Origin of the sequence: Paenibacillus sp. A14 (assembly GCF_036864815.1) — a bacterium.
In the GTDB taxonomy this organism is placed as follows: domain Bacteria; phylum Bacillota; class Bacilli; order Paenibacillales; family Paenibacillaceae; genus Fontibacillus; species Fontibacillus sanfengchensis.
Map to the genome: position 1 here is coordinate 317,117 of NZ_JBAGJD010000005.1, position 23,283 is coordinate 340,399.

A 23,283-nucleotide genomic window follows, 5' to 3' on the forward strand; every position below is an offset into this window, starting at 1 on the left:
TTGCCCGGCGGCGGGGTCCGCAGGCGGAGAGGCTATTTTGATGATAAAGGAGAGGGAATTCATGAAAAAACATTGGAAAATGATCTCGCTCGGCCTGGCGACGTGCTTGATGATGACCGTTCTGGCCGGTTGCGGAGGCAAAAAGGAAGAAGGCGGGCTCGCCGCCATTAAGGAGCGGGGCAAGCTGGTCGTCGGGGTGAAGTTCGACACCAAGCTGTTCGGTTTGAAGGACCCGTCCTCCGGGAATGTGGAGGGATTCGACATCGACATCTCCAAGGAACTGGCCAAGCGGATTTTGGGCGACGCGAGCAAGGTGGAGTTTAAAGAAGTGACGTCCAAGACGCGGATTCCGATGCTCAATAACGGGGAAATCGACATGGTCGTGGCCACGATGACGATCACGGAGGAGCGGAAGAAGGAAGTGGATTTTTCGGACGTGTATTTTCAAGCCGGACAGTCGCTGCTGGTGAAGAAGGGGAGCCCGATCCGGGGGATTGAGGATGTGAGCGCGGAGACCAAGGTGATGAGCTCCAAGGGCGCCACCTCCGTGAAAAATATCAAAGAAAAGGTGCCCGGCGTCACGGTTCTGGAATTCGACAATTACCAGGATGCCTTCAGCGCGCTGAAAGCGGGGCAGGGCGATGCGCTGACGACGGACGATGCGATTCTGTACGGCATGGCGGCGCAGGACCCGAATTTTGAGGTCGTCGGGGAACCGTTCACCGATGAGCCGTACGGGATTGCCTTCCGCAAGGGCAGCGCCGAACTGGTGCAAGCGGTCAATGACGCGCTGAAAGCGATGCGGGAGAGCGGAGAGTACGAGGCGATTTACGAGAAATGGATCGGGAAGAAGCCTGCGGAGTAAACGAGTTCCAGGGGAGGAGGGGCGGAATGACCGCCTAACCTTCCCTTCAATCCAGGGGGTGAGACATCGATGGATTTTACCGTATTGACCGAAAATATGGAACCGTTTCTGCGCGGCTTTCTCAATACGATTTGGGCCAGCCTGCTCGGTTTGGCCGGAAGCTTCGTACTCGGCGTCATCATCGCCGTATTCCGGATCACCTGGCTTCGTCCGCTGGTCTGGTTCGGGACGGGGTACGTGGAGTTTTTTCGCAACATTCCGCTGCTCTTGGTCGTGTTCCTGTTTTATTTGGGGCTGCCTTCAATGGGCGTGACCTTAAGCGGCTTTGCGGCGGGGACGCTGGGACTGGCCGTGTACACGTCCGCTTTTATCGCGGAGGCGATCCGGGCGGGGATTATGGCGGTGCCCGCCGGTCAGACGGAAGCGGCCCGTTCCTCGGGGCTCGGCTATGTGCAGACGATGGTCCATGTCGTTTTGCCCCAGGCGATCAAGCTGGTCATTCCGCCGCTCAGCAACCAGTTTATCAACCTGGTCAAAAACTCTTCCGTCCTGAGCATCGTCGCCGGGTTCGATCTGATGTATTACGGCGACGTGGTCGCCACGGAGACGTTCGACACGATCAATACGTACTTGTTCGTCGCGATGTTTTATCTGATCATCACGCTGCCGCTGAGTTACGGCTCCCGCGTGCTGGAACGGAAGCTGGCCAGGCATGATTAAGCGTTTATAAGAAAGGAGGGGAAACGCATGGATTTTGCCGGAGCGTATTCGGGCGAATTTTTGGTATTTCTGTTGGACGGCCTGTGGATGACCTTGAAAATCGCGCTGATCTCTATCGCGCTCAGCTTCACCTTCGGCTGCCTGATCGGGATCGCCAGGTATGCGCGGGTGCCGGTGCTGTCGCCCGTCCTGGCGGTGCTGGTCGAGCTGCTGCGGAACCTGCCGCTGCTGCTGATCATCCTGTTCAGCCGGTTCGCGCTGCCGGATCTCGGGCTTCAGCTCGGACCGGAAGGCGCGGCGATCGCGGCCCTGACGGTGTTCGAGATGGCGATGATCTCCGAAGTGGTCCGCGGCGGGCTGAACTCGATCCCCAAAGGGCAGATCGAAGCCGCCCGTTCCTCGGGACTGAGCGGGGTGCAGACGCTGCGCCATATCGTCCTGCCGCAGGGCCTGCGGCGGATGGTGCCGCCTCTGGTGAGCCAGTTTATTTCCCTGCTCAAGGACACCTCGCTCGCCACGGCGATCGCCCTGGCGGAGCTGATGCACAATGCCCAGATTATTATCGGGCACAGCTACAATTATGCGATCCCGGTGCTGCTGCTTTGCGCGGTCATTTATTTTATCGTCAATTACGTTTTGTCCCTGCTGTCCCGGCGGCTGGAGAACAAGATGGTTTAACCCCGCCGTTACACCCGATGTCAGAGTGCTTATTGAAAAAAATCGGGAGTATGCTAGTATAGTTCCAACGTATCGGCGGGGGATGAGAAGCGATGAAGACGGGGCCTTTTTTTCGCCACCGGGCAGGCCGGATGCTCCTGGTGGCTGCGGGTACGGCGATCGCCGGCGAATTTAAAATCAATCCGTTTGACGGCGATATTTTTCGTATTGCCTTGGGGAGCAGCGCCTTTCTCCTGTTCCTCCTCCTTCTCCGCGACCTCCCTTGCCTGAAGACCGGCATGGCGACGGGGGCCGTCGTCCTGCTGTTTCGCGTGGCGCTGGATGTGCTCTGGCCGAATCACGCTCCCCCGCTTCAAAGCTTCTGCAACCATATTTCCGCGGCCGTGTATTATATCGCCTTCGGGGCGGCTTTATCCTTCGTGCGCCGGCTGGACCGCGTCCATCCGCTGCTGCTCGGCGGCGCGTCGGCCTGCGCCGACTTTATTTCCAATGAGGCGGAACTGCTGACCCGCATGCTCGTCCTCGGCACTTCTTCCTTCCACTTGAGCGAGTGGGCGTACCTGTCCCTGATCGCCGTGCTCCGAACGTATTTCGCGACCGGCATCTACAGCAGTATGGCGATTTACCGGATGCGCGCCGTCCAGGCGGAGCAGCAGCGGCGGATTGACCAGATGCTTGGCTTCGGCTCGGGGCTGTATGGCGAGGTATTTTACCTGCGCAAATCGGTCGACACGGTGGAGCGGCTGACGGCGGAGAGCTATGGGCTGTACCGCGACCTTAAACAGGACGGACGGATCGCGCACGCCAGGCGGCTGCTGGATATCACGCAGCAGATTCACGAGGTGAAGAAGGATTCGCAGCGAATTCTGGCCGGGCTGCTGAAGCTGTCCGAGCAAGAAGACGCCGCTGCCGACATGCGGCTCGCGCAGATGGCCGAGTTTTCGCTCAAGAGCAACGGCGAATACGCCCATATGCTGGGCAAGGAGATCGTGTTCGAGCAAATGGTGACGGCCAACTACCGGACGAACCGTTATATTCCGCTGCTTACGCTGCTGAACAACCTGTTGGCGAACGCGGTGGAGGCGATCGAAGGACGCGGAACGGTGGGGCTGCGGATTTTTGAGGCGCAGGGCCGGACCTGGATCGTGGTGCAGGATAACGGCCGAGGCTTTGAGGAGGGAGATCGGGAACTTATTTTCGAGCCGGGCTTTACGACGAAATTCGATGAGGAGGGGGCCGCGGCCACCGGCATCGGATTGTCGCATGTCCGGGATATTGTGAATGCTTTTGGTGGACGGATCGAAGTAAGAGCTCCGGTCGCGGGACCGGGGACGGTGTTTGAAGTAGCGATTCCAACGATCTCGATCAAGAGAGGGGATTGAACGATGGCGCTTTCTTTTTGCATTGTGGACGATGACCGGGGCACCCGGCGGATGCTTCAGCATATCATTGAGGGCAGCCGACTCGGCGAGGTCGTGGGAATGGCCGAAGGCGGCGCGGAAGGCGCCCGCGTGATTCTGGAACAGTCGCCCGACGTTGTGCTGATGGATCTGCTGATGCCCGACCAGGACGGCATCGAAACGATCTCCCTGCTGCAAAGCCGCGGCTGCGGGGCCAAGTATGTCATGATTTCGCAGATTGAAAATCAGGACATGGTCGGGCGCGCGTACCGGACGGGGATCGAGTTCTTTATCCGCAAGCCGATCAATCGGATCGAGGTCGAAGCGGTGCTGCGAAAGGTGTCGGAGCGTTGGAACGTGAACCGCTATCTCACGGAAATCCGCTCCTCGCTGGCGAAGCTGGAGGGAATGCAGCGGGCGCTGGCGGTGTCGGAGGGACCCGGGATAATATCCGGCAGGCCATATGCCGGAGAAGCTGCCGGCGGCCCGGCTCCCATGAGGGGTTCCGTCGCCCGCAGAACCGTGAAGGACGCCGTGCAGCCCATTCTGATGAGCATGGGAATGATCGGCGAGAGCGGAAGCCGCGACATCATCGCGATTCTGGAATGGCTGATGGAGGGGCCTGGAACGGGGGTTCCGCCGCTGCGGGAGATCTACCGGGCCGTGGCCGGTACCGGCGGAACTCGGGATTCGGCCGACCCCGAAAGGGAAATCAAGGCGATCGAGCAGCGCTTGCGCCGCGCCTTGACCGTCGGGATCAGCCATCTGGCCTCCCTCGGGCTGACCGACTACGGCCACCCGAAGTTCGAATATTACGCGCCGCTCTATTTTGACTTTGCGGAAGTACGCCAAAAGATGAAGGATCTGGAACAAGGGCGCAAGGACGGCAAAGTAAAGGTGAACATCAAGAAATTTCTGCAGGTGCTGTACCTGGAGGTGCAGGAGCAACTGCGGGAGTGAAGCGTGGAGACGGGGAGAGGCGAGATTCAACTTTTTCAACGGAAATAATAGCCGCTATTCCTGCCCGAGAGGCCGATGTCAAAACCTAACGGAAATACCAGCTCCTATTTAGCCAAGGTTTGGCCGTCCGAACAGGAAAGGCGGAAAATAGGCGCTATGGCGTCCGTTAGATTTCGGAAAAGGCGTTTTTTGCAAGAATAGCGGCTACTGCGTCCGTTAGAATACCGGAGCCGGAGACTGCCACGAGGACAGGCCGTCGGCAGCTCCGAATTCGCCGGACCTAAGGGCGAAGTGGAACGATCTGGATTTTAAGTATTATCTGTATTAATATATATAATACAAAAAACCAACATACTGGGAGGTGCCCGTCCATGCTGATTTCATTGGATTTGGATAACGAGACTCCTTTATATGAACAGCTGTGCAATCAGATTATTATCGGGATTGCTACCGGGGAACTGGCGGAGCGGGAGAAACTGCCCACGGTCCGGCAGTTGGCTGACGACCTGGGGATCAACGCGATGACGGTCAATAAAGCCTATGCGCTGCTGAAACAGGAAGGATACATTGCGATTGATCGCCGCCATGGAGCCAAAGTGAACGCCCGACAGCGGCGTAAGGGTGATTCCGCCCCGGAAGCGGAATTGGAGGAAAAGCTCGAATTGCTTATCGCCCAAGCGACGATCCGGGGAGTTGACCAATCGTGTTTTCAGCAGCTTTGCGCACGGATTTTTTCGAAAATGAGCTATCAACTTTAATTCCCTGATGAAATGAGTTGATTCCTATTTTTACTGTGTTGTTATCGGGCGTTGCCTTGCTCTGTTATATCGTACTCCTTGCCACATATGGTCCGCAGGCCAAATACCATAATGGTATGTTGTTTGCCGTGACATTGCCTGCCCATGCGATGGAGCATCCGGAGACGGCAAGGATTCAAGCCGGTTTCCGCAAGCGGTTCAGGATGACCGGCCTCGGCATGGTGCTGATGTTTGTTCCCGTGCTGCTCCTTCGCGGCCATATGGCCTATCAGATCGTTTGCTTTTTGATGTGGTTGCCGGTCTTTCTCATCGTTATGGCCCTGCCTTTCCGCAAGGCGTTCCGGCAGATGCTGGCTTTAAAGCGCGAACAGGACTGGTTTGTGGGGCCGAAGCGGGTGGTTATGGGCGATTTGCGGGTGGCCCGGTTGAAAAACCGGAAGTCCGCTTCCTTGTGGCTGTTTGTCCTTCCTGTGGCCATGGCCACAGGAATAATGCTGTTGGCTGCCCGCGAGGAAATCCGGCTTCTCGGCATCGCCTCCGGTGGACTCGTTGTCACGGCCTTGCTTTTCCTGGTCTCCTTGCTGATGCGAAGAACCAGAGCCAAAGTGTACAGCGAGAACAGTGAAATAAATATCGGTCTGAATCAGGCCAGAAGGAGAGTGCTCTCTTTATTATGGCTTGCGGTTGCGATCGTGGAGAATATCCATTTTTATTTGATCACTTTGCTCGCGCTTCGCGCGGGTGCCGGAATGGCCGCAAACTGGGTGGCGATTACCCTGTTGTTCACAGCGGTGCCCTGCGCGATGGTAATGTACGCCTACCGTAGAATCCGCACGCTTGAGCGGGATGTGCTGGCTCAGGAAGGAAAAGTCCTTGTAACGGATGACGATGAGTACTGGGCCAACGGGTTTACCTATCATAATCCTTATGACAAGAGTATTTTCGTTCCCAAGCGAGTGGGGCTGGGCGAAACCGTTAACACTGCGACCTTGACCGGAAAAATACTCGTCTGGGGCATTCTCGGTCTGACCGCCTCGGTGCTTGTCGGAGTTTCCTTTATGCTTATCCGTTCCGAACTCATATCGCCCGAACTGCGGTTTTCCGCGGAAAATCGCATTGAAATCGATTATCCGATGTATTCTTACGACTTCCGTGCGGAAGACATCCGGGAATTGGCCCTTGTCGACGAGCTGCCTGCATCAGGGATAAAGATCAACGGGGAAGCGACCGAACGGCATGCACGCGGTCATTTCCGCTTGAAGGGTTTGGGCGATGCCAGGCTGTACATTTTTAAGGACCGTCCCCCATTTATCCGGATCAAGCTGGAGGAAGGGTATATTTTTTACAATGAAGAGGAGCCGGTGTTGACACAAAAATTGTATGATCAGTTGAAAGAGCGTGTCGCGTCCGGAAAAAATAATGGAGAGAAAGAATAGAAGAAGCCGCCTGGGGCGGCTTCTTTTATAGCTGGGGTTTCGGCGACCAGCGCACTACATGTATTGCTGACCGGACTGTTGGTTGCCCAGGTTGCCCAGGTTGCCCATCATTGGAGCGGTACCGTAGGAATGCATGTAGGTGTTCATCGTCGTGTCTTTCAACGTCGGGATTTGATAGTATCCCTTTTGGTTGGCGTATTGGAAGCCTTCATAAGCCATGTCCGCCGATTTGTTTGCGCAAGTTTGCATGAAATGGCGCAGCGTCGGGTTGGCCATTTCCAGGGTGGCCTTCATTTTTAAAGCGGCTGTTTGCTTGTGACACGTAATCAGACAGAGGGCTACGTCCATGTCATCGATTTGATCGCTGCTTTGGGCGGGGGTTTGGGTTTGCGGATTGCGTAGTCCATACATCGGTTGGAACGACATATCGGCCGGATTCATCCGCATATCCGGCAGTGTTTTTTGGGCGCGGGCCGGCATCGCTTCGGAAGCTCCCAATTGATGAGCCATTTGCACCAGGTTGTTGTATTCCATCGTGCAGGCGTGCAGGTGGTTGTTCATCATCGTTTGCAATTGCGGGTCTTTTGCGTGCGGGCGGAACAACTGCAATGTATTCAATCCGTGAATGGCATCGTTCATTACTTCATGCAGTTCCATAACCTCATGTGCGCCAAGAGTATTCATCGGTTGGTAAACCCTCCATAACTGTTAATTTTATTTACTTCAAAATTTTGCTCAAAGGTTATCCCAATTATGCGTCGTCTTGTGCTATATTTATCCTAAATTATTGAAAGCGAGGGGTATGATGTCATTCGTAAACAAATTGCTGGCCAGTGTTGGAATCGGTTCCGCCAAGGTGGATACCGTGCTTTACCACGACCAGTTGATCCCTGGCGAACCCGTTGAGGGGGTTGTCCGCATTAAGGGAGGTAATGTCGAGCAGACGATCGATAGTATTTTTCTTAAATTGTTTACGACCTATGAACGCGAATCCAATGACAGTACGATTACGTCCCATGCGGAGCTGGGAAGCTATCAGCTTACCCGGTCGTTTACGCTGAAACCGGACGAAGAGAAAGACATTCCTTTTTCCTTCATCCTGCCATTGGATACCCCGCTCACTTTGGGAAAAACCCGCGTCTGGGTCCAAACGGGGCTGGATATTAAAAACGCCGTCGATTCGTCCGACCGGGATTACATCGCCATTTCTCCAACACCGCTGGTATCCGCCTTTTTGAATGCGGTTCATTCCCTGGGCTTTCAATTGCACTACGCCAATTGCGAACAGGCATCGGGCATTTTCCGCAATCGCCTGCCGTTTGTGCAGGAGTTCGAATTCGTGCCCGTGAATGGCGCGAACCGCCAAAGGCTGGATGAGCTTGAAGTGGTGTTTCTGCCGCAAGCGGATGGCGTCAAAGTCATTATGGAAATCGACCGGAGGGCAAGAGGATTAAGCGGATTCCTGGCGGAGGCCATGGATATGGACGAAACGAAAATCAGCCTGTTTGTGACGGAACGGGATATCCCGAATTTGCCGCAGATGATTCAATCCTGCATTTCCCGGTTTAGTTAAGCCGCTTTTTCAATAGGTGTTGGATTGAAGGCCCGTTCCTTGAGGAGCGGGCTTTTATCACTTTTTTTGGCTATTTGGAAGAAACATGCAACCTTCCTTACTGACGTAACGTTTCAGGTAATGAACTGCTGTCGTATAAATGTGATGAAGATAAAAATTGGTAAGGATAGGTGAAGATATTGAAAAAACTAGTTATTCTAACGTTGTTGACTTGCGTATTTTTGTCCGGCTGCGGAGGGACCAAAAATGAGGGGACAGCGGAGATTATCCCCATTCCGTCCGGACAGGAAAGTCCGCCGGCGGATCAGGGAAGCGCCGCATCGAACAGCGCTGGTAAAGGGACGGCGGACAGCGCCCCGGCGAAGAGCCCGTCGGCGGACAAAAACAGCGACAGTGTGAGCCACACCCCGGGAGCGGCAGGAACGAAAGACAATACTGGTCCGGCCCAAGGCAAAGAACCGGCTGAGGCCGGAAAAAAGCCGGGCGTTCAGAAAATGACCCAGGCGGATGCTCTCGAAATGCTCGATGAGATCGAAAAGGGACTGTCGGAATTGGATCAACTCAACGAGGAAGGGACCACCGCCTCAATGACCCAGGCGGCGGACGAAACTTACAAGCGATGGGATACGGCGCTGAATGAGATTTACGGGGAGTTGAAGAACCAGCTTACCGAAAGCGCCATGAAGGATTTGAAGGAAGAACAGCGAAAGTGGATTACCGAGCGGGACGAAGCCGCGGCGAAAGCGGCGGAGGAATTCGAGGGAGGGACCATGGAAGCTTTGCAGTTGGCCGCGACCAAGGCCGAAATAACCAAGAAAAGATGCTACGAGCTGGCCGAAAACTTTATGAAATAAAGGAAAAGAAAGAGGGGATAACGCTTCGGTGGCCGAGCGTTATTCCCTTATGTTCATTCCTCTGCGTCGGCGGAAATTGTTTTTCTTTTTAGATAAACGCATAACCTATCCACAAAATGGGTACGTTGCTAATAAACATGCAGTTACACATTATAAGGAGTGGACGGGATTGAAAACCTTAAATATCATTGCTCTTACCTTACTGATCGTGGGAGGTTTAAACTGGCTTCTGGTCGGACTCTTCCAGTTCGATCTGGTGGCTTCGCTCTTTGGCGGCCAGGACGCCACCGTGTCCCGAATCGTTTATGTGATCGTCGGCATCTGTGCGCTGTATTCACTCAAGTTTTTTAACGATGTGAGCAACGGAGAACGTGCAAAATAATGACCTACACTACTGAAAAGGCACCCTTCAGGGCGCTTTTTCTTAGTGCGGTGTCCATCTATAACGAAAATCATAGCGCCTATTTCTGCCCAGAAGACCATTTTCAAAATCTAACGGAAATCGTAGCGGCTATTTGACAGAAAATCGGCCGTTTTGCCAAGGGTTGCGGAAATAGGCGCTGTTGCGTCCGTTAGACTTTGGAAAAAGCACTAGCGTTGCATTAACCCTGACACATGATTACAACGGAGCTTGATGCCTTAATCGCTTTTAAAGAACTTCGCAAAAAAGTACCGGCCTTTAAACAAGGTTCTGCAGTTAGGAAGTCTAACGGCCGTGAGAGCCGTTATGTTGCGATTGAATCACGTATTGGGATTTTAACGGTCGTGTGAACCGTTATTTACCATCATTTCGACCAAAACAGCCATACTTATATGAAATAGGGGCCGTGGCGGCCGTTAGAATTTGGAGTCAGCGCAAACAGGGCAAATAACGGCTGTGGCGACCGTTAGCATGGTTTAGAGGGGGAGACGACGATCTAAGTTCGACATGCTGCTTGCCGAAGCGGCGGATTGGCCCCAAATGGGCAGCATCAAGGAAGGTTTGATGCAACGTCATTGCCTAAAAGTCGGCTATTCCCCCCCCCGACCACCCGAATTCGCCAAAATAGCGCTGCATAAGGCGCAAAAGGCTCTTATTCACCTGCCCTGCTTCAAAGGGAGGATGCTACAGCCGTTAGACCTCGCGGGTTAATGCAACGCTAGTGTGGAAATAGTGTTTTTTGTAAAAATAGCGGCTGCTGCTTCCGTTAAAATTCCCACAGGGGCGAATCTACGAATCTCCGCAAGGTTCCGGTGGAGGAGAACGGCTCAAGACTAACGACGTAGCAAGCAGCTGAGCGATTAGCTGGAATTTCTCCCGTTTAATTGGCTCGAAAGCCGTCAGAAGACCAAATAGCTGGAATTTCTCCAGCTATTTCTGCATCCCAAGGGCGAATGGGCCCTCTAGCCGGCGATTAGCAGGAGGTTTTCCAGCTAATTGCATATCGTGCGCCCTTTAGCCCGAAATAACGGGAGTTTTTCCCGTAATTTTCTTTTCCCCAGGCGGGCATTGTTGAAATAGGCGTTCGCGATTCCTACAGCTCATCCGCGATTCCCAGCAGGGCGATTCCCAGGATGACGATAACAATGACGGCATACTGCGCCCGGCTCAGCCGCTCTTTAAGGAACAGGCGGGAGAGGAGGATCGAGAAAATACTGTAGGAAGCGATCAGTGGTGCGGCGATGATGGCATTGCTGGACATGGCGAAGACATAGAAAAACTGCCCGATCGTTTCGAAGATCGCCGCATACCCTTTGACCCGTTCCCGGAACAGGTTGAAGGGTTGTTTTTTGATTCCGCGCAGGTAAATCAACCCGATTAAGGCGCACAGGAAGAAGGTGAACTCATAAGCCAGCAGCGCCGCATCTTCGCTAATCAAGCTCCATTCGTCCAGATAGATGGCATCCGCAAAGGTACCGAGCCCGTCGATCAGGCAGTAAAGGATCGGAAACAGGATCGCCATGACGCCGATCTGATATTTTTTGTCGAAATGCAGCGCTCCGGTCTCCAGCGCGGCTCGTTCGGCTCTTTTTTCCAGGATGGCGATGCCGACCACCCCTGCCGTAATGATCGCGATGCCCACAATTTCAAGGACGCCCAAGCTGTGCGTAAAAAAGAGAAACAATAGCATCGTTGTCACGGCTCCGGAGGAATTCTGCACGGGAGAGGCGATAGACAGCTCGATATAGCGAAGGCCGATGTAACCGATCGTCATCGACAAAATGTAAAGGGCGGAAACGGGCAGATAACGGATCATGTCCGCAGGATGAAAGGCGAGTCCTTTTAACAGCATATAAGCAACAGCGTGCACACCCATGACCAGGCCGACCATGATCACGATTTTGATATGGCTGAACCGGTCGTTGCTATCGCTGCCTTTTTTGTAAAAAAGATCCGCACCTCCCCAGGCCATCGCCGTCAATAAGGCAAACAAAAACCACATCATTCAAAACCCCTTGTTATCAATTTCAAACAAACCCCTAAAAAAGGCTTTCTCATTATAAGGGTCATGAGCAGAGGGCTGTCAATGACAAATAGACGTAAGTCCAGGACAAGAGCCTAAATTAATTAGTAAGAGGTACCTTGCCTAGAACTCAAATGTGAAAAAAATGTTGCAAAATGTCGAAATAAAATATAGTTCAATTTTTAAATTACATAAGAGAGAAGTGACTACCATTGAAAAAAGAATCCTCTGTATCTTCTCCCCCAGTTAAACCGGGATTAAAAGAGCGGGTAACGCAAGGTTGGAAATTTGTGAAAAGCCAGTTGAGGCTGATGAGAACGAAGCTGGTCATCTGGTTTTTAATTATCCTCATCGTGCCGAGCGCGGTAATCGGCTTTTTCTCGTACGAAAGCGCGGAGCGGGAAGTGGAGGCAAGGATCAAAAACGGCATCTACTCCAATGTGGCTCTCGTTCGCAGCTCCATTGATCAGCAGCTGACCTCCGTCATCAAGAATTTGGAGCTGGTGTCGTCCCAATTTAAAGCGGGGGATGTCGGCGCTCCGGAAACCCAAAGCAAGCTGGACCGGATCCGGGCCGCTTATCCCGAATTGGAAGAGGTGATTCTGGCGGACGAAACAGGCGCGTTTGTGGTTTCACCCAAGCCGAAAAACGGTAAATTCGATCCGCTGAAGGCGGGCTGGTATACGAAAGGTCTGGAGCGGGCTGGGGAAGCGGCCTTGTCGGAAACGGGCGAGACGGCCTTGACGGGGCAGAGGGTGTTCAATGTATCGAAGTCGCTGGGCGAAGGGAAAACGGTGCTAAATTTTGCCCTCAACCTGAATAAGCTGACGGAAAGTGTGAGCAACGCGAAGATCGGGGATACCGGAACGCTGATTGTCACGGATAATCTGGGGAAAGTCGTGACAGGCACAGGATTTGTTTACGATCAGGGGTATCTCAAGCCCGGGGCGCCGATAGAAGTGACCGGAGATGTCCTGGAAAAGGCTTCGGCCGAAGAGAAGTACGCCGACATCACGAAAACAATCTCCAGTTCCTTGGGAGTTCCGCTCGAAGTTTACACGGACATAGTGCCCGCAACGGGCTGGAAGGTCAACGCGATGCTCAGCCCCAATGACTATGGGGTGGCCGCCAAACCGATCATGAACACCACGCTGATCGTCATTGGCTTCTCCATCCTCATTGTCGGCATTCTGATTTTCTTCGTAATGCGCTCTTTTGTCGTGCCGCTCCGTAGATTGCAGCGGGGAACGAACAGTGTCAGTAACGGAAATTTAACGGAAATAGTACAGTTGAAAAATAAAGACGAATTCGGCGCGCTGGCGGATGATTTCAACGCGATGACCGATTCTCTGCGCACGATGGTAACCGAGCTTGGTCAAACCTCCTCCCAGCTTGCTTCGTCCTCGGAGACGATCAAGGAAGGGACGGAGCAAACCCCCCAATCGGTACAGCATGTCGCCGAGATCATTCAGGAGACGGCGGAGGCCGCGGTATCGGGAGCGGAAGCCTCCAAGCAGACGGCCCGGGCGGTGGAAGAAATGGCCCGCGGCGTAGGAGCCATCGCGGAGTCGGCGAATAAGATCGTGGACTCGGCGGGACAAACCGAACAAGATGTGGAACGGGGAAGCCGGACTATCGAGAACGTCAGCGGGCAGATGAACCGGATCCTGGAGGCGGTGGCCGAGTCCACGGATATGGTTCAGGAGTTGGCAAAGCTTTCCGGGGAGGCCAGCGCCATGAATGAAGCTATTGCGGAGATCGCCAACCAGACCAACTTGCTGGCGCTGAATGCGGCGATTGAAGCGGCCAGAGCGGGCGAACAGGGACGCGGATTTGCCGTCGTTGCCGGCGAAGTACGCAAGCTGTCGGAGCAGTCCAAACGGACTGCGGATAACATCGGCGCGACGATCCATAAAATGAACGATTTGATCCAGCGCTCCAACGCAACGATGAACGGAAATGTGCGCACTCAGGTGGGAGAGGGGCTGCGGATCAGCGAGGAGGCGGCAGCGGTTTTCGCGAACATCGAACAGTCGACCGCGCGCATTACCGAGCAAATTCAGGATATTTCCGCGGTGGCCGAGCAAATTTCCGCCGGAACCGAGCAGGCTTCCGCAGCGGTCCACCAGTTGTCCAACATGTCCGAACATTCCGCGGAAAGCGCACAGACCACATCGGCAGCCGTGGAAGAGCAGATGGCCTCGATGCAGGAAATCGCCCACGCCTCTCAAGGACTGGCCGATATGGCGATCAACCTTCAGAACCTGGTCAAGCGGTTTAGAGTGAATGACGGATCATTGTAAAAAAGAGCGGGCTGCAAAGGGATTCCCCTTTTGCAGCCCGCTCTGTTCTTTGTTTATGGCATTTGCCGTCTATTCCTCCAGCAGATGCAGCGCCTCCGCGGCCAGCAAGGCCTGGGTGTACAAGGATACGCCCGGTTTGCCGAACGGTATCCCCATCCCGGCTACCGCTCTTAAAATAGGGAGGAGGAATCCCTTCCACATCACCGCTTTGCGAGATCCCATTTCCGCAGCCGGTCCACCCGGCACTCCCCGGTGGAGAACAATACGATTCCCTGGGAGGCGGCCCCAGGATAGATCCGGGCGGTCATGACGACCTCCCCGTCTCCGGCAAACACCTCAACGGATGATTTATCCATAAAAATCCGCAGTTGAAGCCGGCCTTCTTTAAGAGGGACGAAGGCTTTGCGCCGACCGCCCAAGCCGACGCCGGACCGATCCCGGTCGATGCAGAGCATTCCCCCGGAAGTTTCGTAAGCAATGACGGTTTCTTCTTTTCCCGTTCCGTCGGTCCGCAGCTTCAGTCCGAATTGCGTGGCGGTGCCGGGCTCAAACTCCACCTGAAGCTCATAACAGTCTCCCGAGGTGTTCAAAGGGATCTCGCCATCCAGCCGGGTTTCTCCCAATTCATATAGAGCGGTGCGCCAGGACTCCACCTCGAGAACCGGCTGGAACAGAATCCGGTTCCCGTCCGGGACGACCACGCGCGGGAGGCTCATGGCACCGGCCCAATGGTGTCCATGCTGGGTAGGAATGTCCTGTTCCCACATTTCCATCCAGCCGATCACAATGCGCCTTCCTTTGTCATCGACGGCGGATTGCGGGGCGTAGAAGTCAAAGCCATGGTCCACTTGAGCTTGGGAGGTCGGATGGAACGACCCGGTTTCCGGGTCAAACTCCCCAACCATGTACATGGTGGAGTGGAGGTTCCGGTATTGTTCTCCCTGAGCGGGCATCCGCTGGGGCGACAGCATCAGAACGTATTTGTCTCCCAGCGGGAACAGATCGGGGCACTCCCAATTATCCCCCATGGTTCCGTCGCTCTGGGCCAGAATGTTTACAAAAGTCCATTCTTTCAAATCGGACGACCGGTAGAGCAAGATGAGGCCGTTGCCTTGCGCATCGTTAGACCCGAGAACTACATAATAGCGGTCGCCGATTTGCAGAACTTTGGGATCCCTGAAGTCTTTGCGGCTTACTCCATCGGGAATCTGGCTGCGGTGAATCACCGGGTTCCCCGGATATTTCGTAAAGGTAATCCCGTCTTCGGACATGGCCAGCGCCTGGACTTGTTCATAATCCTTATCCGGATCCGCTCCGGTCACCCGATGGCCCGTATACATAAGCACGAGCTTCCCGTCAACTTCTACGGCACTGCCCGAGAAGCACCCGTTCTTGTCATAAGTTTCCCCCGGGGCAAGAGCCACGGGAAGGTACTCCCAATGGAGCAGATCGCGGCTGACGGCATGGCCCCAATGCATGGGACCCCAATACGCCTTGTAAGGATAATGCTGATAGAACAGGTGATAGACTCCGCCCGAATGAATAAATCCGTTCGGATCGTTCATCCAGCCGTACTCCGCCATGAGATGATAGTTAAGTCTGTATTCCGGATTCAATAAATGCTTCGATTCCCGAATGAATCGATCCGCTCGTTGGGCGGTATAAGTTGATTCAGTAAACATACTTAAATAGGCCTCCCGAAAAAATCCCTTATTTTATGGAACCCTGCATGACTCCCTGGATAATGTACCGTTGAGCGAACAAATAGACGAGCATAATCGGCAAGACCGTCAGCACGAGGCCGGCCATGAGCGGCCCATAATCCACGGAGTAAGTGCCGTAAAAGTTAAAGGTGGAGAGCGGCAAGGTTCTGTTTTCCGGCGAAATGAGGATCAGGGAAGGAAGCAGGTAATCATTCCAGATCCAGAGTACATTCAAAATCGAAATGGTTGCCGTCGTAGGCGCCAGCACCGGAAATACGATTCTGAAGAAGGTTTGACGGCGCGTGCACCCATCGATGAGTGCGGCTTCCTCCAGCTCAGCGGGAATCCCTTTTACAAAGCCGTGGTAAATAAACACCGCCAGCGGACTCCCGAAACCCAGATACATATAGATCAGGGACCATTTGTTATCCAGCAGGTTCAAGGAACCGTAGATTTTGACGAGCGGGATCATGATGGCCTGAAAAGGAATAATCATCGCCGCAACCATGATCATAAACGTGTACTGATTGAATTTCGTGTTGTTCCGCACAAAATAGTGAGCGGTCATCGCGGCAAACAGCGAGATTAGAGCCACGCCCAAAAGGGTGATCGCCAACGAATTGAAGAAGGAAGCCGTGTAATTCATTTTTTCGAAGGCGTTTCGATAGTTCTCCCAGTTCAACGTTCCCGGAAACGATAGCGGGTTGGACGTGATGGCCGTATTCGCTTTAAACGAATTGAGCAGCAGAAAGAAAAACGGGAAGACGAACAGGCAAAGGACCAAGATCAAACCGGTGGTTCTTATCCAGGCCGAAGAACGTGAGCTGCGCATTAGGCTTCCACCTCCATCTTTTTGCCGAAGTAGACCTGAAGCAATGTAATGGCCGCCACCAGGAGAAACAGCACGAGCGCCTCGGCCTGACCGAGCCCGTAATCCCGGGAAAGGAAAGCCTTTTCGTAAACATGCATGGAGACCATTTCCGTGCTTTTAAACGGACCGCCTTTGGTCAGCGAAAGGTTCACATCGTACACCATGAAGCCGCGCTGCAGCGTCAGAAAGATACATACGATAAACGAAGGGACCATCAGCGGCAAAATCATCCGGCGCAGCTTGGTCCAGCGGTTGGCTCCGTCAATGCTGGCCGCTTCCAGAACATCATGAGGCACACTCATGAGTCCGGCGATGTAAATCACCATCATGTATCCGGCGTATTGCCATACTGTAACTATGACCAGGGCCCAGAACGCTTTATCCGGATCCGCCAGCCAGGAGTAGCTGAAGAGTGGGATGTTCGCTTTTTCGCCAAGGAAAACGAAGACATTCGAGAAGATAAACTGCCAGATCAGCCCGAGCACGATGCCGCCGACCAGATTGGGCAGAAAGAAGCCGGCCCGGAACAGGTTCTGGCCCTTCAAGCCGCGGGATAAACCGAGGGCCAGCAGAAAGGCCACGGCATTGACCAGAACTACGGTAAAAAACACATATTTAAGCGTTAAACCGAAGGATTGCCAGAATACTTTATCCTGAAAAACCTTGGTGTAGTTTTCGAACCAAACGAGCGAATGTGAGGTGGCGATGCCATCCCAATTCGTCAATGTCAGATAAATGCCGTAAAGGAACGGGATGATCATCACTGTGATAAAGGCAAACAAGGTTGGGCCGGTGAACAACAGTCGGTTTTGCAGGCGGGGCCACCATTCCTTCTCCCTAATCATAATTCGATTCCTCTTTTCTATTATGTCTATGTCGATGGAAGAACAGAAAGGGACAAGACCAGGCTTGCCCTTTCTCTGTTCTGTTAACTGATGAATTGTGGAGGAGCCGTTCTCTTTATTTTACGGTTTTCCAATATTCCTCGATTTCCTGAATCAATGTGCTGCGGTCTCCGGCATCGCTCAAATATTTCTGCATGGAAGCGCCGAGTTTGGCCCAGTGGTCGGCGGGCAGAACGCTCATCGATTCCTGGGATTTGCCGCTGGCCATGTATTCTTGAATGGATCGGCCGAGCGGATCGGCGGCCGGCAGGGTGATGCTCTTGAAGGCCGGGATGATATTGGCCTTATTTACCAGGAAGTCCTGCCCTTTTTCCTCGTACACCAGCCAGTTCAAAAAGGCCTTGGCCGCTTCTTGCTGTTCCGGCGAGCTCTTTTCCTTGTCTACGACAATCCGCTTGGACGTTGCCGAGGAGAGTTCCTGATTTCCGAAATCGGCGGCATTATCGCTGATCGGTACAGGAATAAACCCGTATTCCCCGTTCGCCGTATCGAAGGATTTAATTTGCGGCCAAGCCCAGTTGCCTTGGAACCAGATGCCGACTTCCCCCTTGCCGAGGAGCTCGGCACCGCGCTCATAGACGCCGGAGAGCGGGGATTTCTTGTCGATGTTATACTTTTTCATCAGATCGAACGTATCGAGCAGCCCGTTCAGAGATTTGTTGTCGGCCAGGGCGGTTTGGCCCGCTTTCAACGAATCGATAAATTTGTTGACTTCGGCCATGTCCTTATTCTGGGTAGCGTAAGCCAGCGGCAGGAAATGGGCTCCAAGCGACCAGTCCATCGGCGAAATAATCAGCGCTTTCTTTCCGGAAGCTTCGATTTGTTTGAACAGGTTTTCCAAGTCGCTTCTGGTCTTTATCGTACTTGGATCAAATTCACCGCCGACGGCTTGATCGAGAACCGCCTTATTGTAAATGAAACCGTAGCCTTCTATGGCCAGAGGGAAGGCGAGGTTCTTGCCGTCAAACGTCGTCAGTTTCGTTGCATTCTCCACGATGTCGGCGTTCCACTTCTCACCGCTCAAGTCGAGGAGCCGGTCTTTAAATTTCTCGACATCCCCCGTATCCAGCATGATCATGGTCGGCGGGTTTCCCGAAGCGTACATGGTTGAGGCGCGTTCGAAAGGCGAGGTTCCCGCCGGAGCCGCCATAATTTCGAGCGTGATGCCGGGATGGTCGGCTTCAAACGTTTTAGCTGCCTCTTCGAGTTGGGTTTGAATTTCGCCCTTGGAGTTCAGCAAGGAGATTTTCACCTTGCCGCCGGAGCCTCCAGTTGAGGATTCGGCGCCTTCGGCGCTTTTGGAGCCGGCTTGATTGCCGCCTCCGCAGGCCGAGACGAGGAGCGTTAAAATTGCGATCATGACCGTCATGTTCATCCAGGATACTCGTTTCATTTCTTTTCCCCCTGTTAAATGTAATCGCTTGCATCGTTTACGAGACCATTGTATGTCAAACGATTAACATATGTCAATCGTTTGACATAAAAAATCGCAAAAAAAATGGGGGCTATCCCAAAAGTCATCGTAGGTGACTGAGGGAAGGCCCTTCTCGACGGTTGCTCCAACGGATATAATAGGCGCTATTTCGCTCAAAAGTAACTCTTGCGGATTTCTAACGGAAATAGCAGCGGCTATTGAGGTAATATCACGCCCCAATGAACTCATTTTGCCCAAATAGCCGCTACTGCGTCCGTTAGAATGTCAATTCATGCGTAAAGGACGAAATAGCGGCTATGGCTTCCGTTAGAATGCCCGGCGAGCTTGAGACTTCCGTTCGAATACCCGGCAGAGCTCCGGTCTTTCGTTGAAATGCCCCCGCAAGCTTCGGGCTTCTGCGCTCCTCGAAAGTGCGGCGCTCCCCCGGTACGATAAACGCGGAGATAGTGGCTACTGGCAATGGCCAGATTTTCAGGCGGAATCCCGCACAATAAGTTCTACAGGCAAAATATTCGTAAAATCGACGGTTTCTCCTTCCACCTGCCTGCACAGCAAGTCTACGGCAAGTTTGCCCATCTCGTCGACGGGCTGGCGTACGGAGGTCAATTCGGGCGTAACCCACCGTGCTGCGCTTACGTCATCATAGCCGATGATTTTGACCTCTTCGGGGACCCTCTTGCCGACCCGCTTGCATTCCTTGATAGCGAAGGTGGCAATTATATCGCTAGTGGCGAAAATTCCGTCGATATCCGCATGCTCCTTCAACAGCTTGCTGAGCAGTTCTTCATACTTGGCCTGATCGAACACATTCATGTCCGTTTGAATGATCAGATGCTCGATCCCGTGCTGACGAACCACGTCAAGAAAAGCGCTTGTTCTCTGGTTGGCCAGCAAATCCAGCTGCAAATTACCGCAAATATGTGCGATTTTGCGGCAGCCTAGGGCCACAAGCCGTTCGGTTGCCAAACGGCCGCCCTCGTAATTGTCCGAGCTAATAAACGGAATCTCCTCTCCAATCTGCCGGTCAAAAGTCAGAATCGGCGAACGAAGGCTTTGGTACTCCTCTACCTCTAGCGTATGACTCCCCATAAAAATCCCATCCACCCGGTTGCGCTTCAACATCTCGATATAATCCCTTTCCTTGATGGGATCGCGCTGGGAGTTGCATAGCAGCACTTTGTATCCTTTCTGATAGGCGTAATACTCCACCCGGTCCGCCAATTCGCCGAAAAAGGGGTGGGAGACGCTGGGAACGATCAAACCCAGGATATTGGACTGCTTGCGCAACAGGGATCGGGCGATCTCGTTCGGTTGATATCCGAGCGCATTCATAGAATCATAGACCTTTTTTCGCGTCGCTTCGCTGATGTATCCCCGGTTGTTGAGCACCCGGGATACCGTAGTGACGGAGACGCCGGCCTTGGCGGCTACATCGTGAATCGTTACCATAGGTTATCCTCTTTCGTTTCTCTAATCTATCAAACAATATACCCTAGAGGCATGCGAAGGGACAAGAAGGCAGTCCCTTTCCTTTATACTTCACGCCCCTTCACACTCGCGGTGGAGCCGCGGATCACCAGCCTTGGCTCGTACACGATGGATTGGGGAAGCAGGTCCATGCCCTCGACCGCGGCCACAATCCACTTGGCGGCGGCCATGCCCAGCTCCATTTTGGGATGGGTGACCGAGGTCAGCTTTACCTCGGAAGCTTCCGCCAGGGGGGAATCGTCGAACCCGACGATCGAGATCTCGTCCGGTACCCGCAGTCCTTGTTTTCTCAACAAGTCCAGTACGGCCAGGGCCAACTGGTCGTTGTAGCAGACGATGGCGGTGGGAAGGGGCGAAGCCCCGCTGAAGAAGGGCTCCAGACGCCGAATGAGGGCACTGCCTTGCTCCTCGGTTGTGTAGGTTAGCACCATTTCCGAGAAGAATTCGACTTCGTTCTCACGGAAAGCCCGGATAAATCCTTTCATCCGTTCTATTCCTTGCAGGTCATCCGTTTTAAACAGCCCAACGATGCGGTGGTGTCCAAGCCGGATCAAATGGTCCGTAGCGATGAAGCCGCCGTGGTCATCATTCACGATAACATGGGGAGGCATTAACTGCGCGTAGAATTGGTTGATCATCAGATAGGGAATCTGGTTCTGCTCAAGCGCTAAATAGTAATTGATATTCGGGTTGTAATTACTGCTCCTCGTCGGCTCCACGATCAGTCCGTCAACCCCTCGGTTCAGCATCGCTTGCAGACATTGTTTTTCCTTCTCCAAATCATTGTCCGTACAAGCCAACGTTAGCGAATATCCTTCGGCCGTCAAATAAGATTCGATGCCTTTGATAATCGAAGGGAAAATATAGTCGGAGATATAGGTCGTAATGACGCCGATATTCTTCCGATTGACGCTCGCGGGAGAGGAGCCGGAAGGCCCCGCATAAGAATCGTTCGCCGATAAATTCGGGCTCGCGGAGCAAAACGTCCCCGCACCTTGTTCCCTGTAAAGCAAGCCCTCATGCACCAGGGCGCCGATCGCTTGCCTGACGGTATGACGACTGACAGCGAACATGCCGGAAAGCTCTTTCTCCGAATATATTTTATCTCCGGGCTTTACTTTTCCGTCTCGGATCCATTCCGTAATTTGTTCCTTGACCATATTGTATTTGGTTTTTTGTTCCGACACGTTATCACCACTTCGATCTGTATGTTTAGCTATATACTAACCTGCCCAACTTGGAAACAAAACTATCGTATCAAATCGCATGGAAATTTACTATGAATAAATAGGAAGGCCGCAAATACATATATAAATATGTACGTACAAAAATGATTAAACTGATTGACATGTACGAACATGCGGATTAATATTTGATACATAGAATACGCTTACAAACAATTCAACGTTTAAAAACATCCTTTTTGCCGAGAAAAAAACAGCTGAGAGTAAGTCGTCATATGGCTAGTTGAGGAAAGGAGGCCTATATCCGCTTAAACATGTACGTACATCTAATGAACTAGTGGGGGCAACAACATCTGGGCGTGACAGCATGGTAACCGGGACTTATGCGTGTAGAAAGAAATCGAGGAGGAGAACAAATTGAAAAGAAAAACCATTTCTTTAATTTTGCTGGCAGCTTTATTAAGCGCTTTACTTTCGGCCTGCGGAAGCGGATCGGACAAAAATACCATCGTCTTCTGGACGCCGTTAACCGGGGATGACGGGGCGTACATGGACCAGATCGTCAAGGCATACAACGCGACCAATCCGGAGATTAAAGTAAAACACGTCATTACATCGGATATGTACACCAAAGTCTCCACGGTGCTGAACTCCGGCAAAGGCGTGCCCGACCTGGCCATCATCCACGCCGACCGCGTTCCGGGCTTCGTCAAGCAAGGGGTGCTTGAGCCGCTGACCGGCGTTCTGTCCGCGCAGCCGGAACTCAAACAGGAAAACTATCTGCCGCAAGCCTGGTCGACCGGTACGATCGACGGCACACAGTATACGGTTCCCCTCGATATTCACAGCAATGTGATGTATTACAACAAGGATCTGCTCAAGAAATACAACGTTGAATCTTTCCTGGACGATAACGTCGTCACCATCGACGAGATGTTGTCTCTCCAGGGCAAGTTGGGTGAGGGCGATTATGTCGTCAATGACGCGCTCCTCGGCTGGGTCATCCTGGCCCAGGTGCAAAACCTGGGTGGCGATATCCAGCAGGACGGCAAGCCGGCCGTCAACACCGAGGTGATGAAGAAGGCGTTTGAAAGCGTGAAGAAGATTGCCGACGCGGGCTTGATGACCCCGTTCGGTGAAGACGGTTACCTGATGTTCCAAGGCGGACATGTTCTTTTCTCCACGGACGGGACCTGGAGCTCCACCGCGCACGCCAAAGTGGAAGGGCTTAACTTCGGCGTCACCAACATTTACTCGCCGACGCCCGACAAGTTCACGAACCGGGCCTCCTCGCATTTGTTCGCCATGCTGAAGAACGAGAAGCGCACGGATGAGAAGGAAAAAGGCATCGGCGCCTTCCTGGAGTTCATCCGTCAGAATTCCATGGAGTGGGCGAAAGCCGGGCAAATCGTAGCCAGTAAGCAGGTCATCGAAAACCCGGAATACAAAAACTACATGCAATCTTTCTTTACTTCCAACGAAAAGGAAATTGAATCCCTTTACATTTATACGTATGAGCACTATCCGTACATTGCCGAGGCGGTAGATACGTATTGTGCGGATATCGTCCGCGGCAATGTGGGCCTCGATGAAACTCTGGCCACCATGCAGAAGTTTGTCGAAGACAAAATCGCCGAGAACAGCAAAGCGGCGGCACAATAAACGGACTTGAAACAGGGCAAAGCGCCAAGTGGAGTAATGTGTCA

Annotated in this window: 24 protein-coding genes; 14 read left to right on the forward strand and 10 right to left on the reverse strand. The window is 53.2% G+C overall.

Annotated elements, in window-relative coordinates; translation table 11 throughout:
• Positions 1-61 precede the first annotated feature (61 nt).
• From V4U88_RS15915 to V4U88_RS15945, 7 genes are all read left to right on the forward strand, one after another.
• A complete protein-coding gene (locus V4U88_RS15915) occupies positions 62-865 on the forward strand; it encodes a glutamate ABC transporter substrate-binding protein (protein WP_334074228.1) in 804 nt (267 codons plus the stop codon).
• A gap of 69 nt (positions 866-934) precedes the next feature.
• Positions 935-1,585, forward strand: a complete 651-nt coding sequence (locus V4U88_RS15920; protein WP_334074229.1) for an amino acid ABC transporter permease — start codon at positions 935-937, stop codon at positions 1,583-1,585.
• Between the two features lie 27 nt (positions 1,586-1,612).
• Positions 1,613-2,263 (forward strand): amino acid ABC transporter permease, encoded by a 651-nt coding sequence (locus tag V4U88_RS15925; protein ID WP_334074230.1) that lies wholly within the window; start codon positions 1,613-1,615, stop codon positions 2,261-2,263.
• Positions 2,264-2,355: 92 nt separating this feature from the next.
• Positions 2,356-3,645, forward strand: coding sequence for an ATP-binding protein (locus V4U88_RS15930; protein WP_334074231.1), 1,290 nt, complete (start codon positions 2,356-2,358; stop codon positions 3,643-3,645).
• Between the two features lie 3 nt (positions 3,646-3,648).
• Positions 3,649-4,623, forward strand: coding sequence for a response regulator (locus tag V4U88_RS15935; protein WP_334074232.1), 975 nt, complete (start codon positions 3,649-3,651; stop codon positions 4,621-4,623).
• 371 nt (positions 4,624-4,994) lie between these two features.
• A complete protein-coding gene (locus tag V4U88_RS15940) occupies positions 4,995-5,381 on the forward strand; it encodes a GntR family transcriptional regulator (protein ID WP_334074233.1) in 387 nt (128 codons plus the stop codon).
• A gap of 17 nt (positions 5,382-5,398) precedes the next feature.
• Complete coding sequence (locus tag V4U88_RS15945; protein ID WP_334074234.1) at positions 5,399-6,817, forward strand: DUF5808 domain-containing protein; 1,419 nt, start codon at positions 5,399-5,401, stop codon at positions 6,815-6,817.
• A 54-nt stretch (positions 6,818-6,871) separates the two neighbouring features.
• Here the strand turns inward: V4U88_RS15945 and V4U88_RS15950 are convergent, their stop codons facing one another.
• Positions 6,872-7,501, reverse strand: a complete 630-nt coding sequence (locus V4U88_RS15950) for a spore coat protein (RefSeq protein WP_334074235.1) — start codon at positions 7,499-7,501, stop codon at positions 6,872-6,874.
• Positions 7,502-7,619: 118 nt separating this feature from the next.
• Between V4U88_RS15950 and V4U88_RS15955 the strand changes: the two genes are divergently transcribed.
• The 5 genes from V4U88_RS15955 to V4U88_RS15975 all read left to right on the forward strand — a co-directional run bounded on the left by V4U88_RS15955 (position 7,620) and on the right by V4U88_RS15975 (position 10,376).
• Complete coding sequence (locus V4U88_RS15955; RefSeq protein ID WP_334074236.1) at positions 7,620-8,390, forward strand: sporulation protein; 771 nt, start codon at positions 7,620-7,622, stop codon at positions 8,388-8,390.
• Positions 8,391-8,569: 179 nt separating this feature from the next.
• Positions 8,570-9,244 carry a lysozyme inhibitor LprI family protein gene (locus V4U88_RS15960; protein ID WP_334074237.1) on the forward strand — a complete coding sequence of 225 codons (675 nt, stop codon included), beginning with the start codon at positions 8,570-8,572 and terminating at the stop codon, positions 9,242-9,244.
• A gap of 169 nt (positions 9,245-9,413) precedes the next feature.
• Entirely contained in the window at positions 9,414-9,626 is a 213-nt protein-coding gene (locus tag V4U88_RS15965; RefSeq protein ID WP_334074238.1) for a DUF378 domain-containing protein, read from the forward strand.
• A 233-nt stretch (positions 9,627-9,859) separates the two neighbouring features.
• On the forward strand, positions 9,860-10,015 hold the full coding sequence (locus tag V4U88_RS15970) for a hypothetical protein (RefSeq protein ID WP_334074239.1): 156 nt from the start codon (positions 9,860-9,862) through the stop codon (positions 10,013-10,015).
• A gap of 157 nt (positions 10,016-10,172) precedes the next feature.
• Entirely contained in the window at positions 10,173-10,376 is a 204-nt protein-coding gene (locus tag V4U88_RS15975) for a hypothetical protein (RefSeq protein ID WP_334074240.1), read from the forward strand.
• A gap of 382 nt (positions 10,377-10,758) precedes the next feature.
• On the opposite strand, the gene V4U88_RS15980 is transcribed toward V4U88_RS15975, so the two are convergent.
• Positions 10,759-11,667 (reverse strand): EamA family transporter, encoded by a 909-nt coding sequence (locus tag V4U88_RS15980; RefSeq protein ID WP_334074369.1) that lies wholly within the window; start codon positions 11,665-11,667, stop codon positions 10,759-10,761.
• Positions 11,668-11,999: 332 nt separating this feature from the next.
• Here V4U88_RS15980 and V4U88_RS15985 point away from each other — a divergent pair, with 332 nt between their 5' ends.
• The gene (locus V4U88_RS15985) at positions 12,000-13,991 is read left to right on the forward strand and encodes a methyl-accepting chemotaxis protein (RefSeq protein WP_334074241.1); all 1,992 of its coding nucleotides are present in this window, start codon (positions 12,000-12,002) and stop codon (positions 13,989-13,991) included.
• 69 nt (positions 13,992-14,060) lie between these two features.
• On the opposite strand, the gene V4U88_RS15990 is transcribed toward V4U88_RS15985, so the two are convergent.
• The 8 genes from V4U88_RS15990 to V4U88_RS16025 all read right to left on the reverse strand — a co-directional run bounded on the left by V4U88_RS15990 (position 14,061) and on the right by V4U88_RS16025 (position 21,553).
• Entirely contained in the window at positions 14,061-14,192 is a 132-nt protein-coding gene (locus V4U88_RS15990) for a hypothetical protein (protein WP_334074242.1), read from the reverse strand.
• Positions 14,192-15,673: a glycoside hydrolase family 32 protein gene (locus V4U88_RS15995; protein WP_334074243.1), complete on the reverse strand. Its 1,482-nt coding sequence runs from the start codon at positions 15,671-15,673 to the stop codon at positions 14,192-14,194. The genes V4U88_RS15990 and V4U88_RS15995 overlap by 1 nt, the downstream gene beginning before the upstream one ends.
• Positions 15,674-15,701: 28 nt before the next feature.
• Positions 15,702-16,526 carry a carbohydrate ABC transporter permease gene (locus tag V4U88_RS16000; RefSeq protein WP_334074244.1) on the reverse strand — a complete coding sequence of 275 codons (825 nt, stop codon included), beginning with the start codon at positions 16,524-16,526 and terminating at the stop codon, positions 15,702-15,704.
• On the reverse strand, positions 16,526-17,410 hold the full coding sequence (locus V4U88_RS16005) for a carbohydrate ABC transporter permease (protein WP_334074245.1): 885 nt from the start codon (positions 17,408-17,410) through the stop codon (positions 16,526-16,528). Before V4U88_RS16005 ends, V4U88_RS16000 begins: the two co-directional genes overlap by 1 nt.
• 115 nt (positions 17,411-17,525) lie before the next feature.
• The gene (locus tag V4U88_RS16010; RefSeq protein WP_334074246.1) at positions 17,526-18,863 is read right to left on the reverse strand and encodes an ABC transporter substrate-binding protein; all 1,338 of its coding nucleotides are present in this window, start codon (positions 18,861-18,863) and stop codon (positions 17,526-17,528) included.
• Between the two features lie 298 nt (positions 18,864-19,161).
• Positions 19,162-19,365 (reverse strand): hypothetical protein, encoded by a 204-nt coding sequence (locus V4U88_RS16015; protein WP_334074247.1) that lies wholly within the window; start codon positions 19,363-19,365, stop codon positions 19,162-19,164.
• A gap of 11 nt (positions 19,366-19,376) precedes the next feature.
• The gene (locus tag V4U88_RS16020) at positions 19,377-20,354 is read right to left on the reverse strand and encodes a LacI family DNA-binding transcriptional regulator (RefSeq protein WP_334074248.1); all 978 of its coding nucleotides are present in this window, start codon (positions 20,352-20,354) and stop codon (positions 19,377-19,379) included.
• A gap of 83 nt (positions 20,355-20,437) precedes the next feature.
• A complete protein-coding gene (locus tag V4U88_RS16025; protein ID WP_334074370.1) occupies positions 20,438-21,553 on the reverse strand; it encodes a GntR family transcriptional regulator in 1,116 nt (371 codons plus the stop codon).
• Between the two features lie 441 nt (positions 21,554-21,994).
• Here V4U88_RS16025 and V4U88_RS16030 point away from each other — a divergent pair, with 441 nt between their 5' ends.
• Positions 21,995-23,239 carry an extracellular solute-binding protein gene (locus V4U88_RS16030; protein WP_334074249.1) on the forward strand — a complete coding sequence of 415 codons (1,245 nt, stop codon included), beginning with the start codon at positions 21,995-21,997 and terminating at the stop codon, positions 23,237-23,239.
• Positions 23,240-23,283: the final 44 nt, after the last annotated feature.